This is a genomic window from Mariniflexile sp., from assembly GCF_052728615.1.
Map to the genome: position 1 here is coordinate 1 of NZ_JBFVFE010000067.1, position 20,740 is coordinate 20,740.

The following is a 20,740-nucleotide window of genomic DNA, read 5'->3' on the forward strand; positions in this document are numbered from 1 at the left end:
AGGGGAGGTGCCGATAGGCGGAGGGGTCAACTTTAATAGTTATTTTAATGAAACATCTTTTTTTGTCATGTACTAAATAGTTAGTTATAATTCTATTTAGCCATTTGTGCCGCCATAATCAAAGCGTTATAGGCATTCACGATTTTCCCGGATTTTACAATATCGGCAAAAGGTTTTACATTGTTGGTGTCGCCACCAACCACTACTTTGGTTTTAATGGCCAAACCAGAATCCATAATAATTTGTTTTACCTGTGCTGCGGTTAATGTTGGGTAATATGAACGTATTAATGCCGCTACACCTGCCACTGCAGGCGCCGCCATAGAAGTCCCTCCTTTAGTATCATATTCGTTTTCTGGAGTGGTGGAATATATTTTGGCGCCCGGAGCAAACACATCCACATTTTGTTTTCCGTAGTTTGAAAAGCTCGCTACCAAGTTAGATCCATATTTAGGCTCTAACGCACCTACTCTAATATAGGTGTTTGAAATTTCTTGACCGTTAACATTATCATCTGGGAAATTAGGTTCTACATCCACATTTTCACTATCATTTCCTGCGGCATGAACAATTACCACATCTTTTTCACTGGCATAGGCAATGGCATCACGCACCCAATCGCTATGCGGTGAAAAACTTTTACCGAAGCTTCCATTGATTACCTTGGCATTATTATCTACGGCATAACGTATGGCCAATGCCACGTCTTTATCGTACTCATCTCCATTGGGCACGGTACGAACTACCATAATTTTCACATTATTTGCTACCCCGTTGGCGCCTTTGCCATTGTTGCGTTCTGCAGCAATAATACCTGCGACGTGTGTACCATGGCTTTCGGTTTTCTTTACCGGTTTTACGTTGCCGTTCCCGTAATATTTAGTGGACATATCATCAGGATTATCACCGTTTACACGCCCTTTAAAGGTTTTGTTCAAGTTATAGTTTAAACGGTCGTTAATACTCTCTAAGTCCTCACTTATTTCCTTTAAAGCATCTGCCATGGAATCCATACCATTACTAAACATATAGTTGGCCACTTGCGTCGCTTGCAGTAAGGCTTGGTCTTCGGTTTTTATAGCTTTTACCTCTTCTTTGGTGTAATTTTTTTTACCGAAATGTTTGGTAAGCATCTCGTCTGTAGATTTTATTTGTTGGTAAATTTGGTCGTATTGCGTTTTTCTACCCATCCATTTTTGGTATTCTTCATTGTATAGGGCTTCCGCTTTAGCGTAATCCAGATTTTTAGTGTCTCCGCTAGCCAGTATACGTACATATTCCAATTGCTCGTTGTAACCATCTCCTAAAAAGTTCCAACCGTGTACATCATCAATATAACCATTATTATCATCGTCTTTTCCATTGTTCGGGATTTCACCTTTGTTGGTCCAAATAACATCGTTTAAATCTTCGTGGTCAATATCAATACCAGAATCGATAACCGCTACAATAACCGTATTTCCTTTTTTGTTTTTAATGATTTCTGTGTAGGCTTTATCAACGCTCATCCCAGGAATGGTATCTTTTACCAAGTCTAAATGGCCCCAATTTTGTTTTTCACTTTCGGTTAAATCCGAAACTTTTAAAGGCATATTGTCAATATTCTCAACCGGAGTTGCAATAATATTGGCAGTTCCGCCACAGCCAGAAAGTAATATTGCTAACATAGCCGTTAGCATCGTTGTTTTAATTGTTTTCATGTGTTTGTGTTTATTGTTTTTTAATGGGCACATGCTATTCGCCATCAAATATCCCGTTAGGATATAAAAATTTAGCATGCTCGTTTCATTTGTATGTATTTGAATTAGTCACTCTTTTTTATTGAAATAGGTCCTTTGCGGTATAGATGTCTTTTAATCGGACCCCTTTGTCGGTTTTGGCCACAGAAATAATTTCGTTGTGGGCATCATGTTCTAAAAATAAATAATAATTGTGGGTTGCCGCCAAATCAAGAAACTTCTCCTTTTCGTCTAAGGTTAATAAGGGCCTGGTATCGTAACCCATCACAAAGGGCAGGGGCAAATGCCCTACGGTTGGCAACAAATCGGCCATAAAAGCAATGGTTTTGTCTTGATATTTTATAAGAGGGATCATTTGTTTATCGGTATGTCCATCAGCAAAAAAAATATCGAAACCAAGCTCGGAATTTATAAGTGTATCGCCTGATGGAATACGGGTAAATTTAAGTTGGCCGCTTTCTTGTATTGGGATGATGTTTTCTCTTAAAAACGATGCTTTTTCGCGTTTATTGGGTTGGGTTGCCCAATGCCAATGATTTTCATTACTCCAAAAATGAGCCTTTTTAAATGCCGATTCGTAGCCTGATCTGTCTTTGTTCCATTGGATGCTTCCCCCACAATGGTCAAAATGCAAATGTGTTAAAAACACATCGGTAATATCGTCCCGATGAAACCCATGATCTTTCAACGATTTGTCTAAAGTATGGTGTCCCCAAAGGTGATAGTAGCCAAAAAATTTCTCCGATTGTTTGTTTCCCATGCCCGTGTCGATCAAAATGAGGCGATTGCCTTCTTCAATGAGCAAACTTCTAGCACAAAGGTCTATCATATTATGGGCGTCGGCGGGATTGGTTTTATGCCAAATCGATTTAGGTACTACGCCAAACATGGCACCACCATCAAGCTTAAAACTGCCTGCGTGTATTGGGTATAAATTCATAGGGCTGTAAAATTATGAAAAGCGTTAGGATTTTATGGGAAAATTAAGATTTTGTTAAGAGTATGGACGTGATTTACAGGATTTTTTATTTTAGATAGAATCGTTATTGGTTATTAAGTTTTTTAGGTGTTCAAACTAAAAGCCAAACTCATGAGTTTATTTACCGCTAATTGCTTCGCCAGTTCGCACTTTCAGGCTCGTGTCGCTAATTTTTTAATTAATTTTGATTGTGAATAGACCGCTTCAAGCGGAATTTGCACAAATTTATTATTCAACTATTAATAAAATATAAATTTTAAATAAAAAATCTGCGAATTTGCGGTTGATTTTTTACTCATACGTTTACCCTGGTTCAAACTAAATAACTCAATAACGCCATAAACAAATAAACTCATAAACCTTATTGCCCAATAACTAAATAACAAATAACCCAATAACCTTATAACTCAATCACCAACCACCTCCTGCAAACGTTTACCAAAATCAAATAGTGCTTTTATCTCTTTTACACTCGCTAAACGCTCTTTCCCGAATACCAATAATGCTTCGCCATTGGACTCGACGTGGTAATAAGGATTGCTTTCAAAAAAGTGCGTGATCTCGTCATTAAAAAAATAAGTTATTTCTGTTTCATTATCGCCCAACAAATAAAATCTTTTGGAAAAATCGGTATGGTTTTTAATGGGAATATCCTTAAATCCAGCAAAGGCATACACTTTTTCCAAAAACCCCTCTCTATCCAAAGTAAATTCGGGAATCGATTTTTTAAGATTGATATGCAGCATGGTGGTTCTAATGACCTCTTTCGCTATAAATTCGCCTTCTGAAAATTCGATATCGAACAGGGTTATCGCATTGTTCCCATAGTTTAAAACATTGTAAATATGATCGATGGTCTTGGTATTGAAAAACAGAAAATTATTTAAAAAGTCAATATCCTTTTGATTTCTATGATGGTAAGTCAGCTCATAATCACTTGCCAGAGCTTCCATACTTGTTTGCCGACGCGTTAAATTGTGTTTAATAATCTTTGGCACGGGTAGCAATCGCCTTAACGCAAAAGGATGTTCAGAATCGGTATCGTGCATATCCAACCCGATAACATCAAAATGGCCACCACGTTTTTTGAAAAGTTCTTGATAGCGACTTATATTTTCCATCACCGTATCATCAACAAAACTGCACAACGAAAAATCGACAATCACATCTTGATTTTCTGGTACGGCATCCAGTTTGTCTTTCAGTTTATAATAATTCAAAAAACTGCAAAAGTGCTTAACACTTACGTAGAAGTTGTGCTGTCCTTCAGTTTCTCGATACATCAAAACATTGGGTTTTAATACATTTCTGGCAAACAGCGAAATACTTTTATTTATTACAATATGAATGATTAACGTGACCACAACACCTGCTAATATGCCCGTAATCAAGCCTACTTTTAATGTTACCAAAAGTGTTACAAAAAAGATGATGAGCTGCTCTTTACCAATATAAAATATTTTTCTTATTACATTGGGCGACGCCAATTTATACCCCGTATATACCAATATGGCCATAAGCGCGGGTAGTGGTATTCGGGTTAATTGGGTACTGAACAAAACGATGAACAATACTAAAAACGTAGCATGAAAAAAGTTTGAAGAACGGTTTGTGGCGCCATTATTTACGTTAACCGAGCTTCGGGCAATAACGGTAACCACATTAAGACCTCCTAAAAAACCACTTACCATGGTGGCTAAACCCAATGCTTTCAGATCTTTATTGACGTTCGATCTTCTTTTTTCGGTGTCCAGTTTATCAACGGCTTTGATGCTTAAAAGCGATTCTATACTGGCTATAAGGGTAATGGCAAATACGCTGCCCCAAAACGGAAGACTGCCAATGCGTTTAAATTGGGGTAAATGGATGTCGTTTACAATGTCCTGAAAAGTGGGTATCCCAGAAATCATGTATTGTTTGGCAATGGGGTTTTCCTCATGCAAAACCAATTCAAAATAATAACTAAAACCAATGGATAAAATCACGATCCACATAGGGGCAGGTATAAGTTGCAGATACTTATTTCTTATTTTGGAATAAAACACCATGATAGCCAACCCCAAAACACCCGCCAAAGCAGCATAGATAAGGCCTTCATTTTCATAATGCAATACATCGTTTATGGTGATGGGCGTTTCAAAAAGATAGTCCAAAGTGTCTTCCCGTTTAATTTTATGGGCAAACATAATATGAAACTGCTTTCCAAGAATGATAAGCCCAATGGCAGCTAGCATCCCTTGAATGGCAGAAGATGGAAAAAAATCTGCCAACTTCCCCATTCTTAAAAACCCGAGAAGCAATATCAACAAGCCCGAACATATAACGGCGGCATAGGCACTTTCAATACCAAGCGTTGTTATTGCTACTAAAAGCACACCCACCATGCCATTTCCAGGACCGGTAATGGTTACATGGCTCCCGCCAAAAACAGCCACCACAATACCCCCTACAACCGCAGCAATAATACCCGAAATGGGTGGTGCCTCACTCGCCATGGCCAACCCTAACCCTAATGGCAATGCAATAAGGCTGACCACAAAACCAGAGAATATATTTCTAGGGATGGATCTAAAAAAACCCTTTAGGCTGTTTTTTTTAGGGCTCATTGCAGGATTAGTACATCGGTTGGTAATTCGGTTAAAATATGTTCTATGTCATGCGGAAATAAACGGTCCCAAAAGGTCATTTTTGTGGGTGCGTTCATAACCAATAGATCGGCACGCGAAATTTGTGCGTAATGCCCAATGGAATATCCTTGCTTCCCAAAAATGGGCTGTGATTTTATGACCACATTTTCAGTGTATTCTTTGGGTATATGTGTAATGATATCTTTTATTCTGGCGTTTTCCCTAAGCCGGATGCGCTCTTTTATAATATTGGAACGGCGCAATGATACATCATCATCCACTTTTACTTTAATTTCATCCTGATTGATTTCTTCAACTACTGTGATTTTTTCAGCTTGAAGTTGTTTTGCAACATAAAATGCCGAAGCTATGGTTTGCTCTGTTTTGGGATCTTTTAATCCATTTACCACAATGTGTTGGCAACGCACCCGTTCCACAGAGGGTTTTATCAACAATAAAATCGAGCATTTTGCTTTTCGAGTTATTTTCCGGGCAATGGAGCCGACGTAATATTTTAAAAAACGTTCGCGTTGCACAGCACCTAGAATCAATAAATCAATTTTGTGTTCTAGGGTTGCATTTAAAATAACATCCACCGGATTTCCAAGTTTAAAAACAACTTCATAATCCAATGGGTCTTTTTTAAAAGGCGCCAAAATAATTTTAAGTGCTTTTATTTTATCTTCGGAAGCCTTACCAACATGGATCAAGAATAATTTAGAATCAAAAAAAAGGGCAAGTCTAGCCGCCTCAAACAAGTTTGCTTTTAAGTTGGGCGAAAATGCCACCCCAATTCCAATACTGTTAAATGGTTTTAAAGACACTGGTTATGCGATTAATTTCTAAAACCCGTAAGATAGTATTTTTTAAAAAACATGATGCCGTTATAGAAAAGAAATTGAAACCCATCGAGGTATGGGCGTATTTCAGGTAAAATTTGAATAACAATACCATTTAAAGTCGTTCAATAGGCTGTTTTTACTTAAATTTAGGCTTTTAAAAAAGAATTGTTTTTATGTTAGAACTTGCAGGCATCATTATTTTAGGCATATTGGCACAATGGGTGGCTTGGAAATTAAAAATACCAGCTATTTTGCCGTTAATTTTAATTGGTTTATTGGTTGGGCCCGTGGCTTCTGAATTCCTGTCTGAAGACGGCACCAAATGGATAGAGCCTATTTGGAATGGAAAAGAAGGTCTTTTTCCTGGAGAAAGCCTGTTTTATTTTGTGTCGCTCGCTATCAGTATTATTTTGTTTGAAGGAGGTTTAACCTTAAGATTGAGCGAAATTAAGAATGTTGGACCCATTATCACTAAATTGATTATATTAGGTTCTTTGGTAACATTTTTTGGCGCCGCCATTTCTGCCCATTATATATTTTATTTAAGTTGGGAGATTTCTTTTTTGTTTTCAGCGTTGATAATTGTTACCGGCCCCACGGTTATTACACCCATCCTTCGAAACATTCCTTTGAAAAAAGATGTGTCGGCGGTTTTAAAATGGGAAGGTATTTTAATTGACCCCATTGGTGCCTTGGTTGCGGTGCTTGTTTTTGAATTTATTAGTATTGAAGGTGGGGGCGAGTTTACAAAAACAGCTTTGATTGAGTTTGGTAAAATTATACTATTTGGTTCCACATTCGGATTTACTTTTGCCCATGCGCTAAATTTTTCAATAAACAAAAAGCTGATACCACATTATTTGTTAAACGTATTTGCCTTGGCTACTGTTTTGGGTGTTTTTATTTTGTCCGATGCTTTTGCACATGAGTCGGGTTTATTGGCTGTGGTGGTTATGGGCATGGTATTAGGGAACTCTAAATCGCCCTATTTAAAAGAACTTCTTTATTTTAAGGAATCATTAAGTGTATTATTAATTTCCATTTTATTTATTCTGCTTGCCGCAAACATCAACATAGAAGATTTATTGTTAGTTTATAATTGGAATGCCGTTATACTATTCGCCTTGGTCGTTTTTTTAATTCGCCCCCTAGGGGTGTTTATAAGCACCCATAATTCCACATTAAAATTCAATGAAAAGCTTTTTATCAGCTGGGTAGGTCCTAGAGGAATTGTTGCCGCGGGTATTGCTTCCTTATTTGGGTTAACACTTGCCAAAAAAGGCATTATTGATGCTGAATATATTACCCCATTGGTTTTTATGATAGTTTTGGGCACTGTATTGCTCAATGCCACCACAGCTAGACCTTTTGCTAAATTAATAGGTGTTTTTCTTAAGCGGTCCGAAGGTATTTTAATAGTGGGCGCTTCACAGGTCTCTAGGCTTATTGGCAGTTATTTAGAAGACAATGGCAGACATGTGGTGTTAATTGACAGTAACCCTACCAATATTAGATTAGCTAAAGAAGAAGGTCTTGAAGCTATAAATGTTAATATTTATTCGGATACCTTAGACGATAATATAGAGCTGAACGATGTGGGCTATTTAATGGCCATGACGGGGAGTTCGGATATTAACAAATATGCCATTAATAAGTTTTCTCACCAATTTGGTGAAAGTGGTTCGTTTAGGTTGATTAATTTGGAAGAAATGCGAAACCCGGATAACAGCCCCAAAGAAGGTTTGTTTTCGCATACCGATGATTATATTTCGTTGACCGAAGTTGCCAGGAAATTCCCAAAAATCAATGAAATTGAATTGAGAGACCGGGAACATTATGAAGAATTAATTGGGATTTCCAATAATGACAAGGATATTATTCCGCTTTTTTTAAAAGATAAGGAAGGTTTTTTAGAAATCATCCCATCCCATAATAAAGCTGTGGATAAAATGGAAAAAGGATATCAATTGGTTTATTTAGGGAAGCAAATAAAAATAGAAAGACCATCTGAAAAATAGATTTTCAGACAGCCTTTACTATAAAATGGACGTTGTTAACAGGGTAAAATAGCACTTTTTATTTGCCACGAATGCACGAATAAAACTAAAATTCGATGTAAAGATAATTGTCACGAATAAAAAAATATATAGATTTTTGTTGTATTCATTTATTATAATGAACTCATCTTGACTTTTTCTATTTCCTAAAAAATGGCTGAAATTCGCCCATATTTCGTCTATTTTCTTATGTGTAACGATGCTATGCCTTTCAAAAATAGTCTCATCTGAACTCCCGATATCTATCGGGATCAACTCATTTTCGGTTAAAAACAAAAAGTCAAGATGAGTTCAATGAAAAATTAGTATATTCGTGGCGTTTTTTTTACAGAGTATGCGTTTGCCCTGGTGTTGTGAATTACATAATATGAAGCTCTGTAAAATCTTTGTTAACCGTAAAGGAAGTTTCCCCATTGGTTTTCAAATCTTCACAAAGGAAACCTTCTTTGTCAATTTCAACTTTAGTAACTTTAAAGGGTAAACCGTGTAACCTAATTTTAAAGTTATCAAAGGGCGCCGTGTACTTACCGGATTTGTATTGTTGAATGATCAATCCATTTTCTTTACCAATCACGGTAAAATCCCTTAAGCTATATCGGCCTTTAATATAATCGTATCCATCATGGGCATCGTCATATAATTGGGAGGTTTCTTTTCCTCTTTTAAAGTAAACATCCAGGGTAACTTCCTCAATTTCCTTTTCGCCTACATATTGTTGCACTGGGAACTTGGGGATAATAGCGCCTTCTTTAACGAATATGGGCATAGAATCCAAATCGGCATCAACCCATTCTTCTTGTCCGCCCTCAACCAGTTCATCGGTCCATAAATTGTACCAGTTCCCTTTTGGGAAATACATGCGCCGTCCTTTAGAATTTGGTTCTGTAATAGGGCAAGCCAATATTTTTTCACCAAAAATAAACTCATCATTTCTATAATGCGTATGTTGGTCTTCTTGATCGAACAAAACCAAGGATTTTAGAATGGGAATACCTTCTACGGTATATCTCCAAAAGGCGGTGTATAAATAAGGAAGAAGCTCATATCTCAATTCAATGAATTTACGTACCACATTGGTAATGTTTTTACCAAAAGCCCAAGGTTCTTGGTCGCCATGGTCGCCAGAGGAATGTGTTCTACAAAACGGATGAAAGATACCTAATTGTATCCAACGCGCATATAATTCGCCATTAGGCTGTTCAGCAAAACCACCTATATCCGATCCAATAAACGAAAAACCAGACATGCACATACGCTGTGCCTGTATATTGGCAATTGTTAAATGTTCCCAAGAAGCCACATTGTCTCCCGTCCAACTAGAGGTATAGCGTTGTGTACCCGAATAAGCGGCTCTTGTAATGACGAAAGGTCTTTTGGGATATGAGAATTTTTTTAAGCCTTGATAGGTAGCGCGCGCCATTTGCATCCCGTATATGTTGTGCGCTTTTCGGTGGCTACAGCGGTTTCCATCGTAATTATGCCGTACATCGTTCGGGAAGGTTTTACCGGGAACGTCCATAACAGCGGGTTCGTTCATATCGTTCCAAACACCCTTAACGCCTATATCCTCTACAAGTTCTTTAAATAAATTGGACCACCAATCGCGCACTTTCGGGTTTGTAAAATCGGGGAAATAACATTCCCCGGGCCATACTTTACCTTTCATGTAAGCCCCATCGGCACGTTGGCAGAAATAGCCTTTTTCCAACCCTTCATTAAAAACATCGTATTCTTTATCTATTTTAATGCCCGGATCTATAATGACGATGGTTTTAAAACCATCATCAGCCAATTCCTTTACCATGCGTTTGGGATCTGGGAAGTACTCTTTATTCCAGGTAAAACATCTAAACCCGTCCATATAATCTATATCCAAATAAATGGCATCACAAGGAATTTTTAGCTTTCTAAACTTATTGGTAATCTCTTTTACTTTAGATTCCGGATAATAACTCCATTTACATTGATGGTACCCCAAAGTCCATAAAGCAGGTAGTTGATGGGGTTTGCCCGTTAAATCTGTATAATTGGCAACTACTTCGGTCATGCCCGGGCCATAAATGAAATAATAATTCATTTCACCACCTTGAGCCCAAAAACTAGTTATATTTCTACGTTCATGGCAAAAATCGAAATAAGACCTAAATGTGTTGTCAAAAAAGATGCCGTAGGATTTTTTGTGGTGAAGCCCCGTGTAAAAAGGAATGGCTTTGTAAATGGGATCGGTATTTTTGCCGTAAGCATAAGAATCGGTTACCCAGTTTTCAAAACGTTTCCCTTTTAGGTTGTTATCTACAGGTTTATCGCCCAATCCAAAATAACTTTCGCCTTCTTGGGATGTTTTGGACATTTTAACAATATCGCCACCAAACTCATAGCTTTCTTCCCAATGGAAACCCAACTCGTCTTCGCAAATCAGGGTATCGTCCTTAACATCGTAAATAGACGTTCTAAGGTCTATTTTTGACACATGGCATTTAAGTTTTGAGGTTAAAATAATGTATTTATCATCCTCTTCTTTTACCTCAAGTACGTTGTAGCCTCTATTGGCATATTTGGTAATAGCATACGAAAAATCTTTGTCAAAAAGCGATGTCGTGGTATATCTAAATCTTAAAACACTGTCGCGAACCACGGTTATTTGTAAAATCACATTATTAGCGCTGGAAAATGAGAGAACATCTACGTTTTTTTCGTAAGAAATTATATTTGATGGGAACAGGTCTCCCTTGTATTCTAATTCAGTATTTAATATCATGTAAATTAAATCGTTGATTAATTGACGAAATTAGTAAATCTCGCAATTTTTAAAGAGGTTTTATTATTAAAAATAAGACATAATTATTGTGTAAAGCTCAAAACATCAAGCTTATAATTGCATATATTCCATTAAAAATGGTTTAATTGAACTTAAAGACACTGACTGCCAATGGTGCTAAGGTAATTTCTGCTGAAAAACCTTTTCCGTGCCAAGGTATTTTTTTTATGGCTATTTCTTTGGCATTTAAAACGCCAGAACCGCCATATTCGGTGGAATCACTATTGAAAATTTCAACAAGCTTTCCTTTGTTTGGCAATCCTATGGCATAATTTTCTCTGATGGTTGGGGTTAAATTACACACTACCACCACATTGTTTTCAGGTTCATAGCCTTTTCTCATATAAGACATCACACAATTTTCATGGTCATCGTAACTGATCCATTCAAAACCTTCAACTGAAAATGCCTTTTCAAAAAGCGCCGGAGTCGATTTATAGAACGCATTCAATGCTTTAAAATAATTTTGGAAGTTTTTGTGGGGTTCAAATTCCAACAAATTCCAGTCTAAGCTCTCTTGAAAGTTCCATTCGTTGTATTGGCCAAACTCGGTACCCATAAACATTAATTTTGTTCCGGGATGCGTAAACATGTATCCAAACAACAAGCGCAGATTTGCAAAACGTTGCCATTCATCCCCTGGCATTCTGCCTAAAATGGAGTTTTTTCCATACACCACTTCATCATGCGATAGTGGAAGCATAAAATTCTCGGAAAACGCATAAGCCAAACTAAAAGTAATGTCGTTTTGGTGGTATTTTCTATAAACGGGATCTTTGCCAAAGTATTCCAGCGTGTCGTGCATCCAACCCATCATCCATTTCATTCCAAAGCCCAAACCTCCTAAAAACACAGGTTTTGATACCCCAGTAAAGGCCGTAGATTCTTCGGCAATGGTTTGTACATCGGGGAACGACGCATAAATTTCCTGGTTTAATTCTTTAAGGAAATCGATGGCAGCCAAATTTTCCCTTCCGCCAAAAATATTAGGTTCCCATTCGCCATCTTCCCTTGAATAATCTAAAAACAACATGGAAGCGACCGCATCCACACGCAATCCGTCTGCATGGTATTGATCCATCCAAAAAACAGCATTGCTTATTAAAAATGATTTTACTTCGTTACGCTCATAATTGAATATCAAACTTTTCCAATCTTGATGGTAGCCTTTGCGCTTATCGGGATGTTCGTATAAATTGGAGCCGTCAAAAAATCCTAAACCATGGGCATCTTCCGGGAAATGGGAAGGCACCCAATCGAGTATAATGCCTATGCCGTTTTGGTGTAACTTATCCACTAAATATTTGAATTCTTCAGGATATCCAAAACGGGATGTTGGTGCAAAATAGCCTGTTAATTGGTAGCCCCAAGAAGGGTCATAAGGAAATTCCATGATAGGCATCAATTCCACGTGGGTAAAATTCATGTCTTTTACATAGGTAACCAAATCATCGGCCAATTCATAATACGACAAAAATCGATCTTCTTTTAAAGGGCGTTTCCAAGACCCTAAATGGACTTCGTAAACCGAATAAGGCGCATCTAAAGCATTGTGTTTTTTACGCTTTTTCATCCAATCTTTGTCTTTCCATTTGTAGGTATCGTCCCAAACTATGGATGCTGTTTTTGGTGGATGTTCGCATCGGCGCGCATAAGGATCTGCTTTTTCGGTCTTTATATCATTGTTATGGCTCTGGATTTTATATTTATAGATATTGCCCTTAGTTACCAAAGGGATAAAACCTTCCCAAATACCACTGGAATCCCAACGAACATTTAATTGGTGCTCGCCTTCCATCCAATAGTTAAAGTCGCCAATAACCGAAACTTGTTTAGCCGTGGGTGCCCAAACAGCAAAATAGGTGCCTTCAATGCCGTTGACGGTTACTAGGTGCGACCCCATTTTTTCGTAAAGCCGGTAATGTTTTCCCGCTTTAAAAAGGTTGATATCGAATTCTGTAAATAGACTGTAAACTTGTACTTGAGCCATAAATTAGTGGTTTATAATATTAGAAATCCCTTTTAAAGGAATGACTGCCCATTGTGGGCGCGAATTAAGTTCATACCCCAATTCGTAAACTGCTTTTTCCAACAAGCAGTATTTTAATATGAAAATGCGTTCTTGATGGTATCCTAAGTTTAAATTGGCATTTTGTGTTTCGGTAACGTAAGTACCTAAAAACACGCCTGTAATGTAGCCATAAAGTATTTCGCCTGCTTTAAATAAATCTTCTTGGGCCAGGTCGCTGAACTGCTCTTTATTATTGAAAATGGTGGCGTAAATGGCATAATGGAAGGACCGGAACAATCCTGCAACATCTTTTAACGGTGGTTGTTTTACTTTCCTGTCGCGAATGGTGCTTTCGGGTTCGCCCTCAAAATCCAAAATATAAAAATCGTCGTCTTTTACTAAAATCTGTCCTAAATGATAATCACCATGAACGCGAATACGCTCGCCTTTTAATTTAGTCCAATCAAAAGCGGTGAACCGTTTTCTGATGGTATTTTTCTTATCCAAGAATTCTTGTGCCAATTGTAAGGCCAACCCATCCAATTTATGAAGATTGTTTTCAATGGTGTTCAATCTGTTTTGAAACTGATAAATCATTCGGTTTTTCAACCATACATCATAATCTCCATTATAATGGGCAGGTGTAAAAGCGGTTTCTTCAAACTCAGATCCCAATGCGATGTGCATTTCCGCAGTACGTTTTGCCAAGGTTTGAATTTTAGTGAAAAGATCTAATCCTACCCAATTTATAATTTGTGGGGGCACATCTTGTATGGCGAGTCGTTGCAATACTTCTGTTTCTGGAAGTATGGCTATATTGATTTCTTTTAGCTTGATGTTCGAAAAAACAGTGTTCAATTCCTTCAGCATAAAATGCCATGCATCACCTTGGTTTGGCACCATTTCCTGCATCAAGGCAATGGTAATGTAATCATTGTCTGCATCCACTAAATTGATGCTTCCAAGATAGGAAGGGGTGTTTTTAAACTCTTTTTTTTCGGATAAAAACCGACTCATTTCATAATCGGGATTTTTATCGGCAAAAATACGCCTAAAAAATTTCAACACATATTTTTCATCATTGTAAACCAACGACGTGTTGCTTTGTTCCAACCCCATAAAACGGGAGGATCTGTATAGGACATCAGTAAAAAAATGGCTTTTATGGTATTGAACTTTCGTAGTGTCCTTTGGTAAAGAATTGGCAATCCGCTCAAACACCAATTTTCTAAACGCTTCTAAATTAATAGCATCAATAATAAATCCTTTTTGGTTTTTTATGCTAATGGCAAGGATTCTATCTTGTGGGGCAAAGTTTTCGTCGGTAACAAAGGCTATGGGCAAAAAGTAATGTTGGTAAAAAGCTTCCACGAAATGAACTTCTAAAAGTAAGCCAAAATAAATTTCGCCATGTTGCTGGATTTTAAAATATTCGGCTAATTCAATGTATTTTATGGTGCTGGCCTTACCACCAAACCAACGCTGTTTAACAATATAAGCTTCTAAAACATCCGATAGAAAGATTTTCACGAAATGGTTGTTACCCAACAACTCTTCCCACGATTCGTTAAAATCGTAGGTCGTTTTCAATTCATTTATAGACGTTTCTTTAAGCATATTATTTATGTATCTTAAAGATATGGAACGGTAATGTAGGATGTAACTCTACAAAATTCCATTCGCTGGGCCAATTATAATGGCTGTTGGTCACTAAATCTGTAAGTTCTATGTTATGGCCCGCATGAATGCCCAATTCTTTTAATGGAAGTTGAACGGTGCCTTGTTGCAAGTTATAAGCATCTAAACTGATGATGATAAGCAATTCGTTTGTTTTGGCCCCATTCCATTTATAAAACGCCATAAGGTTTGAATTTTCTACATAGCAGAATTTGATATTATTGGTTTGTTGAAGCGCTTCATTTTGTTGACGGATATGGTTTATTTTTGAAATAACCGCAATCAGTTTATTTTCAATGGTCCAATCGTAATGCGTTATTTGAAACTTTTCTGAGTTTAAATATTCTTCACGACCCATAAGTGCGTCACTTCGCATATATTCGTAAACGGGACCGTAAAGCCCAATGCTAGAGCTTAAGGTAGCCGCCAAAACATAGCGTTGGATGTGTTTTGATTCGTTGGATCCTTGTAAATGATAGGGATTGATATCGGGCGTATTGGGCCAAAAATTAGGCTGCATATATTCACGAAGTTCACTTTTTGTTAATTCTTCAACATATTCGGTGAGTTCATGTTTATTGTTTCGCCATGTAAAATAGGTGTACGATTGTGTGTAGCCTTGTTTTGCCAATTGTGCCATCACTTTTGGTGCGGTAAATGCTTCGGCTAAAAATATAACGTCGGGGTGTTTTGCTTTTACTTCAGAAATGATCCAGTTCCAAAAATAGAAGGGTTTGGTATGCGGATTATCAACTCTAAATATATTAATGCCACAATCTATCCAATATAGTAAAATATCCAAACACGCATTCCAAAGTGCTTTATAATCCTCTGTTTCCCAGTAAATTGGTAAAATATCCTGATATTTTTTAGGAGGATTTTCGGCATATTGCACGGTGCCGTCCGGTCGCCATTTAAACCATTGCGGGTGTTCTTTTACCCAAGGATGGTCTGGAGCTGCCTGCAACGCATAATCCATGGCAATTTCAATATGTTGTTCTTTGGCTTTTTGGATCAAGCTTTTAAAATCATCTAAGGAGCCCAATTGTGGATGGATGGCTTTGTGCCCGCCATGGTGCGAACCAACGCCCCAAGTGGACCCCACATCGCCTTCGGCAGTAGTGGTGGTGTTGTTTTTGCCCTTTCTGTTAACCTCTCCAATGGGGTGGATAGGAGGCAAGTACAGGGTGTCGAAGCCCATTTTTACAATTCTGGGAAGCAAACGTTCACAATCTTTAAAGGTGCCATGAACGCCTTGATGCTGGGAAGCAGAACGCGGAAAAAATTCGTACCAGGTACTGAAACGCGCCTTTTTTCTATCTACGTAAACGCGGTATTCCTTTGAAGTGTTTGCTAATATTTTTTGTGGATGGTTGAAAAAGATATGATGAAGACGTTGGCTGGTGGCTTCTTTTATGGCTTCGGCATACTTATTTTGATCAACAAAGATATTCTTTAAATGGTCTAGATACAATTGATCGTTTTGGGATGCTTTTTCATGAACCTCATTTATATAAGCTATTCCTTCAAGCAGTTCTGTGCTTACATGCTGGCTATCGGCAATTTTTCGTTCAATACCATGTTGCCAATTTAAGGCATAATCTACCCAACCTTCAACTTTATAGGTATAAAAACCTTGTTTTTCAACATAAAAGGAACCTTCCCATTCGTTATTTATAACGAGATGGATGCGATTCTCTCGCCATTTTTTTTCATTTTCATGCTTGTATAAAATCGACGCTCCTAGCACATCATGGCCGTCTGCGAGCATATGTGCCTTGATGTTAACTATTTCGTTAACCACACGTTTTATATAAAAATCGCCCCCATTGATACTGGGCGATACATAATCTATGACAACTCTTCTTTGGTCTTGCATTGTTTTTTAGTTGGTTTTAAGACAGTAAAAGTAGTAAATTGTTGGTTTACTACTTTGAACTCATCTTGCCTTTTTGTGTTTCCTAAAAAATGGCTGAAATTCGCCCATATTTCGTCTATTTTCTTATTCGTAGCGATGCTATGCCTCTCAAAAACAGTCTCATCTGAACTCCCGATATCTATCGGGATCAACTCATTTTCGGCCAAAAACAAAAAGTCAAGATGAGTTCTTTTGGAAAATACTTTCGCATTCGAAAATCATGGGCTAAATAATGTAGCCTACGGGAATGGTAGCATCTTTTTTTATTACTACAATACCTTCCTTAATCACGTACATATCGGTTTCTTTGTCTTCTAAATGTTTCCCTCCATTAATTCTTACATCATCACCAATGCGACAGTTTTTATCAATAATGGCATTTTTAATAAAACAGCGTTCGCCAATACCCATAAGGATATTTATTTTATAATTCTCAATTTCCTCCAGGGTTTCATAATAGTCGCAACCCATCATGTAGGTATTGATAATAGTGGATTCTTTACCAATTCTAGAACGCACCCCAATAACCGATTGCTCAATTTTACCGGCACTGATGATGCAACCTTCGGCAATGATGGTTTTGTTCAGTGTGGTGCCCAAAATCTTGGAAGTTGGCAGCATTCTGGCACGGGTATAAATACGTTTTGCTTTATCGTATAAATCAAATTTTGGAATATCATCGGTAAGGCCAATATTAGCTTCAAAAAAGGAATCAATGTTTCCTATATCGGTCCAATACCCTTCGTATTGGTAACTTAATGTTTTATGTTTTTCTATGGATTGTGGAATGATTTCCTTACCAAAGTCTATGGTGGACGGATCGTTCATCAATTCCACCAAAAGGTCTCGGTTAAAAATATAGATACCCATGGATGCCAAATAATGGCGCCCTTGGTGCTTCATGTCGTCACTAACTTCCGAGGTCCACTCTGGCAATAAATCCGTATTTGGTTTTTCAATAAATGACGTCACTACGTTTTCGTCATTAGCCTTTAAAATACCAAAGGATGTGGCGTCTTTGGCGTTTACGGGAATGGTTGCAATGGAAATTTCCGCCTTACTTTTTTCATGGGCCTCTATCATTTTATCATAGTCCATTTGATATAATTGGTCACCCGAAAGGATGAGCGCATACTCAAAATCATATCTTAAAAAATGGTGCATACTTTGCCTTACCGCATCGGCAGTGCCTTGAAACCAGCCTTTGTTGGAGGGGGTTTGTTCTGCTGCCAATACATCTACAAATGCACTACTGAAAAAACTAAAATGATAGGTATCCTTAATGTGCCTATTTAATGAAGCCGAATTGAATTGTGTCAACACAAAAATGCGCTTTATATCGGCATTGATACAATTGGAAATAGGAATATCAACCAATCTATACTTTCCTGCAATAGGTACGGCGGGTTTAGATCTTGATTCTGTTAAAGGATAAAGTCTGGAGCCTTGGCCGCCACCTAAAATTATGGATAAAACTTTGTTATTTATCATTTTAGTTCGTTTTAGAGTTAATAGTATGTAATTTTTTAATTTTAAATCAAAGATTTGTATAGGTGTTCAACTTGTTTTGCAATGGCAATCCAATCAAAATAATCCTCAACCCGTTTTCTGCCATTTTTTGCCATGGTTTCCCTTAAAGTTTTATTGTTGATTACTTTATTGATGCCATCAGCCAAATCCCTTGAAAATTTATCAGGATCTATAGGTTCAAAAGGTGCTTCTTTTTGTTGTTCCAAAGGAATCAAAAGACCGGTTTCGCCATGTACCACCACTTCTTTAATACCACCAACAGCACTGGCAACCACCGCTGTGTTGCAAGCCATGGCTTCAATGTTTATAATTCCGAAAGGTTCATAGATGGAAGGGCAACAAAACACATCGGCATGGGAATACAATTGGATGACCTCTTCCTTGGTCACCATTTTATCGATCCAAATAATATTGCTGCGCGTCTTTTTTACTTGGTTTACAGCAGCTTCCATTTCTTTGCCAATCTCCGGGGTGTCCGGAGCACCGGCACATAGTACTATTTGGGTATTGGGCTCAATATATTTTATGGCGTTTACCAAATGGATGATTCCTTTTTGTCTCGTAATTCTACCTACAAAAAGCACATAAGGTTTGGTTTTATCCACGCCATACGCATCGAGCGTGGAGGTTTTTGAAGTGACATTATACTGTTGCAGATTGATGCCGTTGTAAATAACATGTATTTTCTTTTCATCCACATCAAAATGCTTGATAATATCTTCTTTGGTTTCTTCGGAAACAGCGATAAGGGCATCGGCCATTTCAATGGCGGTTTTTTCTACCCAAGAAGAGGCATCGTAGCCGCGGCCCAATTGTTCGCGCTTCCAAGGCCTTAAAGGTTCCAGTGAATGGGTTGTGATTACCAAGGGCGTGCCATAACATAATTTTGCAAAGATGCCGGCAAAATGAGCGTACCACGTATGGCAATGCACAACATCGGCATCAATGGATTCCGTATTCATTTGCAGACAGGTACTCAAGGTTTGGAAAACGGATTTCAACTTTCCGTCCGCATCTTTAAAGGCAGGATTATCAAAAGGATAGCCTTTTACGGTTAAATTTGCTGAATCTTCCACTTGGTCGCCAAAGCACCTTACGTCAACTTCCATCAGTTTTGCAAGTTCTGCTGCCAAATATTCAACATGAACGCCAGCGCCTCCATATACATAAGGAGGAAATTCTCTTGTAAAAAAAAGTACTTTCATTAAAATAGTTTCAAAAATTATTCAATAATAGTTTTACTATCAGGATATTAAACCCCATAGTTGGCACTTTTTTTTCATATACTAATCAACATTTTTAAATGGTTTGGAGAGCATTTAAAATTTAAGTTTCAATTTTATGGAAACAATACGTGTTGGTCAGAAATATGAAATAATAAATTACGCTTACTATTTTTATAAACTTACGAAAATATTGTTAATAACTTTGTTGAATTCACATTTTTGATGAAAAAACTGCGGATGTTGAAATAATCGAAATTATTAGTAAAAAAAAGTATTAAATAGTGCTTTTTAATTTCAATAATTCAAGGAAAGTTTGCGATAAATTAAAAGAATGAGGCTTCAATTTTTTTTTGAAGCCTCTAAGTAAGTATAATCAGTAATCAATTTATGACACCAATTTTGATAGTTAACCCAGAATAGTACGGATTACTAGTATGTTTTAATTTTTAATCGTTCAGCTTTAAAACCGCCATGAACGCTTCCTGCGGTAATTCCTGCGCAGGCAGGAATCTTGTGAATTGCACTACAAGTTCTCTCATTTAAAAAAAACCACCTCGTCTTTGGTTTCCTTTTAGGGGAAACCAGATCCACTCCTCCTTGAAAAAAGGAGGAGATTTAAAATCGGGAATACATGGATGTTTTGGACGGAAACTTAAATTGAACCACTGCACAACTCCTTCCCTTTTTTCAAGGGAAGGTGTCCGCAGGACGGAAGGGTAAAAGATTAAAACTTCAAACATGAACAAAATCCATAACCATAATTGCTCCTGTTTATGAGATTCCTTTTTACAAAGGGATTTTTAATCGTTCAGCTTTAAAACCGCCATGAACGCTTCCTGGGGAATTTCAACATTTCCTACTTGGCGCATACGTTTCTTTCCTTTTTTCTGTTTTTCCAACAGTTTACGTTTACGCGAAATATCACCTCCATAACATTTGGCGGTAACATCTTTACGTAATGCTTTGATGGTTTCCCTGGAAATGATTTTTGCTCCAATTGCTGCTTGGATAGGAATATCAAATTGTTGGCGTGGAATTAACTCCCGCAATTTTTCACACATTTTTTTGCCAATGTTTTGTGCATTGTCGGCATGGATCAAAGCCGAAAGCGCATCAACCGGTTGTGCGTTCAATAAAATATCCAATCGAACCAGTTTTGAAACTTTCATCCCCGTTGGGTGATAATCAAAAGAAGCATAGCCTTTTGAAACGGTTTTTAATCGATCGTAAAAATCGAATACAATTTCTGCCAAGGGCATTTCAAAAGTTAGCTCAACACGCTCTGGTGTTAAGTATGTTTGGTTTAAAACGAGCCC

The 20,740-nt window shown here is 37.5% G+C and carries 11 protein-coding genes and 1 pseudogene; 1 reads left to right on the plus strand and 11 read right to left on the minus strand.

The features are described from left to right. Positions 1 to 92 precede the first annotated feature (92 nt). The 4 genes from ACU1LP_RS17080 to ACU1LP_RS17095 all read right to left on the minus strand — a co-directional run bounded on the left by ACU1LP_RS17080 (position 93) and on the right by ACU1LP_RS17095 (position 6,169). Complete coding sequence (locus tag ACU1LP_RS17080) at positions 93 to 1,700, minus strand: S8 family peptidase (RefSeq protein ID WP_445734493.1); 1,608 nt, start codon at positions 1,698 to 1,700, stop codon at positions 93 to 95. A gap of 118 nt (positions 1,701 to 1,818) precedes the next feature. Continuing rightward, on the minus strand, positions 1,819 to 2,679 hold the full coding sequence (locus ACU1LP_RS17085) for an MBL fold metallo-hydrolase (RefSeq protein WP_445736867.1): 861 nt from the start codon (positions 2,677 to 2,679) through the stop codon (positions 1,819 to 1,821). A gap of 446 nt (positions 2,680 to 3,125) precedes the next feature. Next, positions 3,126 to 5,324 carry a SulP family inorganic anion transporter gene (locus ACU1LP_RS17090; protein WP_445736868.1) on the minus strand — a complete coding sequence of 733 codons (2,199 nt, stop codon included), beginning with the start codon at positions 5,322 to 5,324 and terminating at the stop codon, positions 3,126 to 3,128. Then, positions 5,321 to 6,169 (minus strand): universal stress protein, encoded by an 849-nt coding sequence (locus ACU1LP_RS17095; protein ID WP_445732458.1) that lies wholly within the window; start codon positions 6,167 to 6,169, stop codon positions 5,321 to 5,323. Before ACU1LP_RS17095 ends, ACU1LP_RS17090 begins: the two co-directional genes overlap by 4 nt. Positions 6,170 to 6,360: 191 nt before the next feature. Between ACU1LP_RS17095 and ACU1LP_RS17100 the strand changes: the two genes are divergently transcribed. Continuing rightward, positions 6,361 to 8,205: a cation:proton antiporter gene (locus ACU1LP_RS17100; protein WP_445734206.1), complete on the plus strand. Its 1,845-nt coding sequence runs from the start codon at positions 6,361 to 6,363 to the stop codon at positions 8,203 to 8,205. Between the two features lie 397 nt (positions 8,206 to 8,602). On the opposite strand, the gene ACU1LP_RS17105 is transcribed toward ACU1LP_RS17100, so the two are convergent. From ACU1LP_RS17105 to ACU1LP_RS17135, 7 genes and pseudogenes are all read right to left on the minus strand, one after another. Then, positions 8,603 to 11,002 (minus strand): glycoside hydrolase family 31 protein, encoded by a 2,400-nt coding sequence (locus tag ACU1LP_RS17105; protein WP_445732460.1) that lies wholly within the window; start codon positions 11,000 to 11,002, stop codon positions 8,603 to 8,605. A 142-nt stretch (positions 11,003 to 11,144) separates the two neighbouring features. Continuing rightward, the gene (gene glgB, locus ACU1LP_RS17110) at positions 11,145 to 13,052 is read right to left on the minus strand and encodes a 1,4-alpha-glucan branching protein GlgB (RefSeq protein WP_445736869.1); all 1,908 of its coding nucleotides are present in this window, start codon (positions 13,050 to 13,052) and stop codon (positions 11,145 to 11,147) included. A gap of 3 nt (positions 13,053 to 13,055) precedes the next feature. Next, a complete protein-coding gene (locus tag ACU1LP_RS17115; RefSeq protein ID WP_445736870.1) occupies positions 13,056 to 14,690 on the minus strand; it encodes a trehalose synthase in 1,635 nt (544 codons plus the stop codon). A gap of 1 nt (position 14,691) precedes the next feature. Beyond that, positions 14,692 to 16,629: an alpha-1,4-glucan--maltose-1-phosphate maltosyltransferase gene (locus tag ACU1LP_RS17120; protein WP_445736871.1), complete on the minus strand. Its 1,938-nt coding sequence runs from the start codon at positions 16,627 to 16,629 to the stop codon at positions 14,692 to 14,694. 264 nt (positions 16,630 to 16,893) lie between these two features. Continuing rightward, on the minus strand, positions 16,894 to 18,159 hold the full coding sequence (locus ACU1LP_RS17125; RefSeq protein ID WP_445734233.1) for a glucose-1-phosphate adenylyltransferase: 1,266 nt from the start codon (positions 18,157 to 18,159) through the stop codon (positions 16,894 to 16,896). Positions 18,160 to 18,200: 41 nt separating this feature from the next. Further along, positions 18,201 to 19,403, minus strand: coding sequence for a glycogen synthase (gene glgA, locus ACU1LP_RS17130; RefSeq protein ID WP_445734234.1), 1,203 nt, complete (start codon positions 19,401 to 19,403; stop codon positions 18,201 to 18,203). An 821-nt stretch (positions 19,404 to 20,224) separates the two neighbouring features. Next, positions 20,225 to 20,740 (minus strand): annotated as a pseudogene (locus ACU1LP_RS17135) (elongation factor 4); the annotation flags it as partial.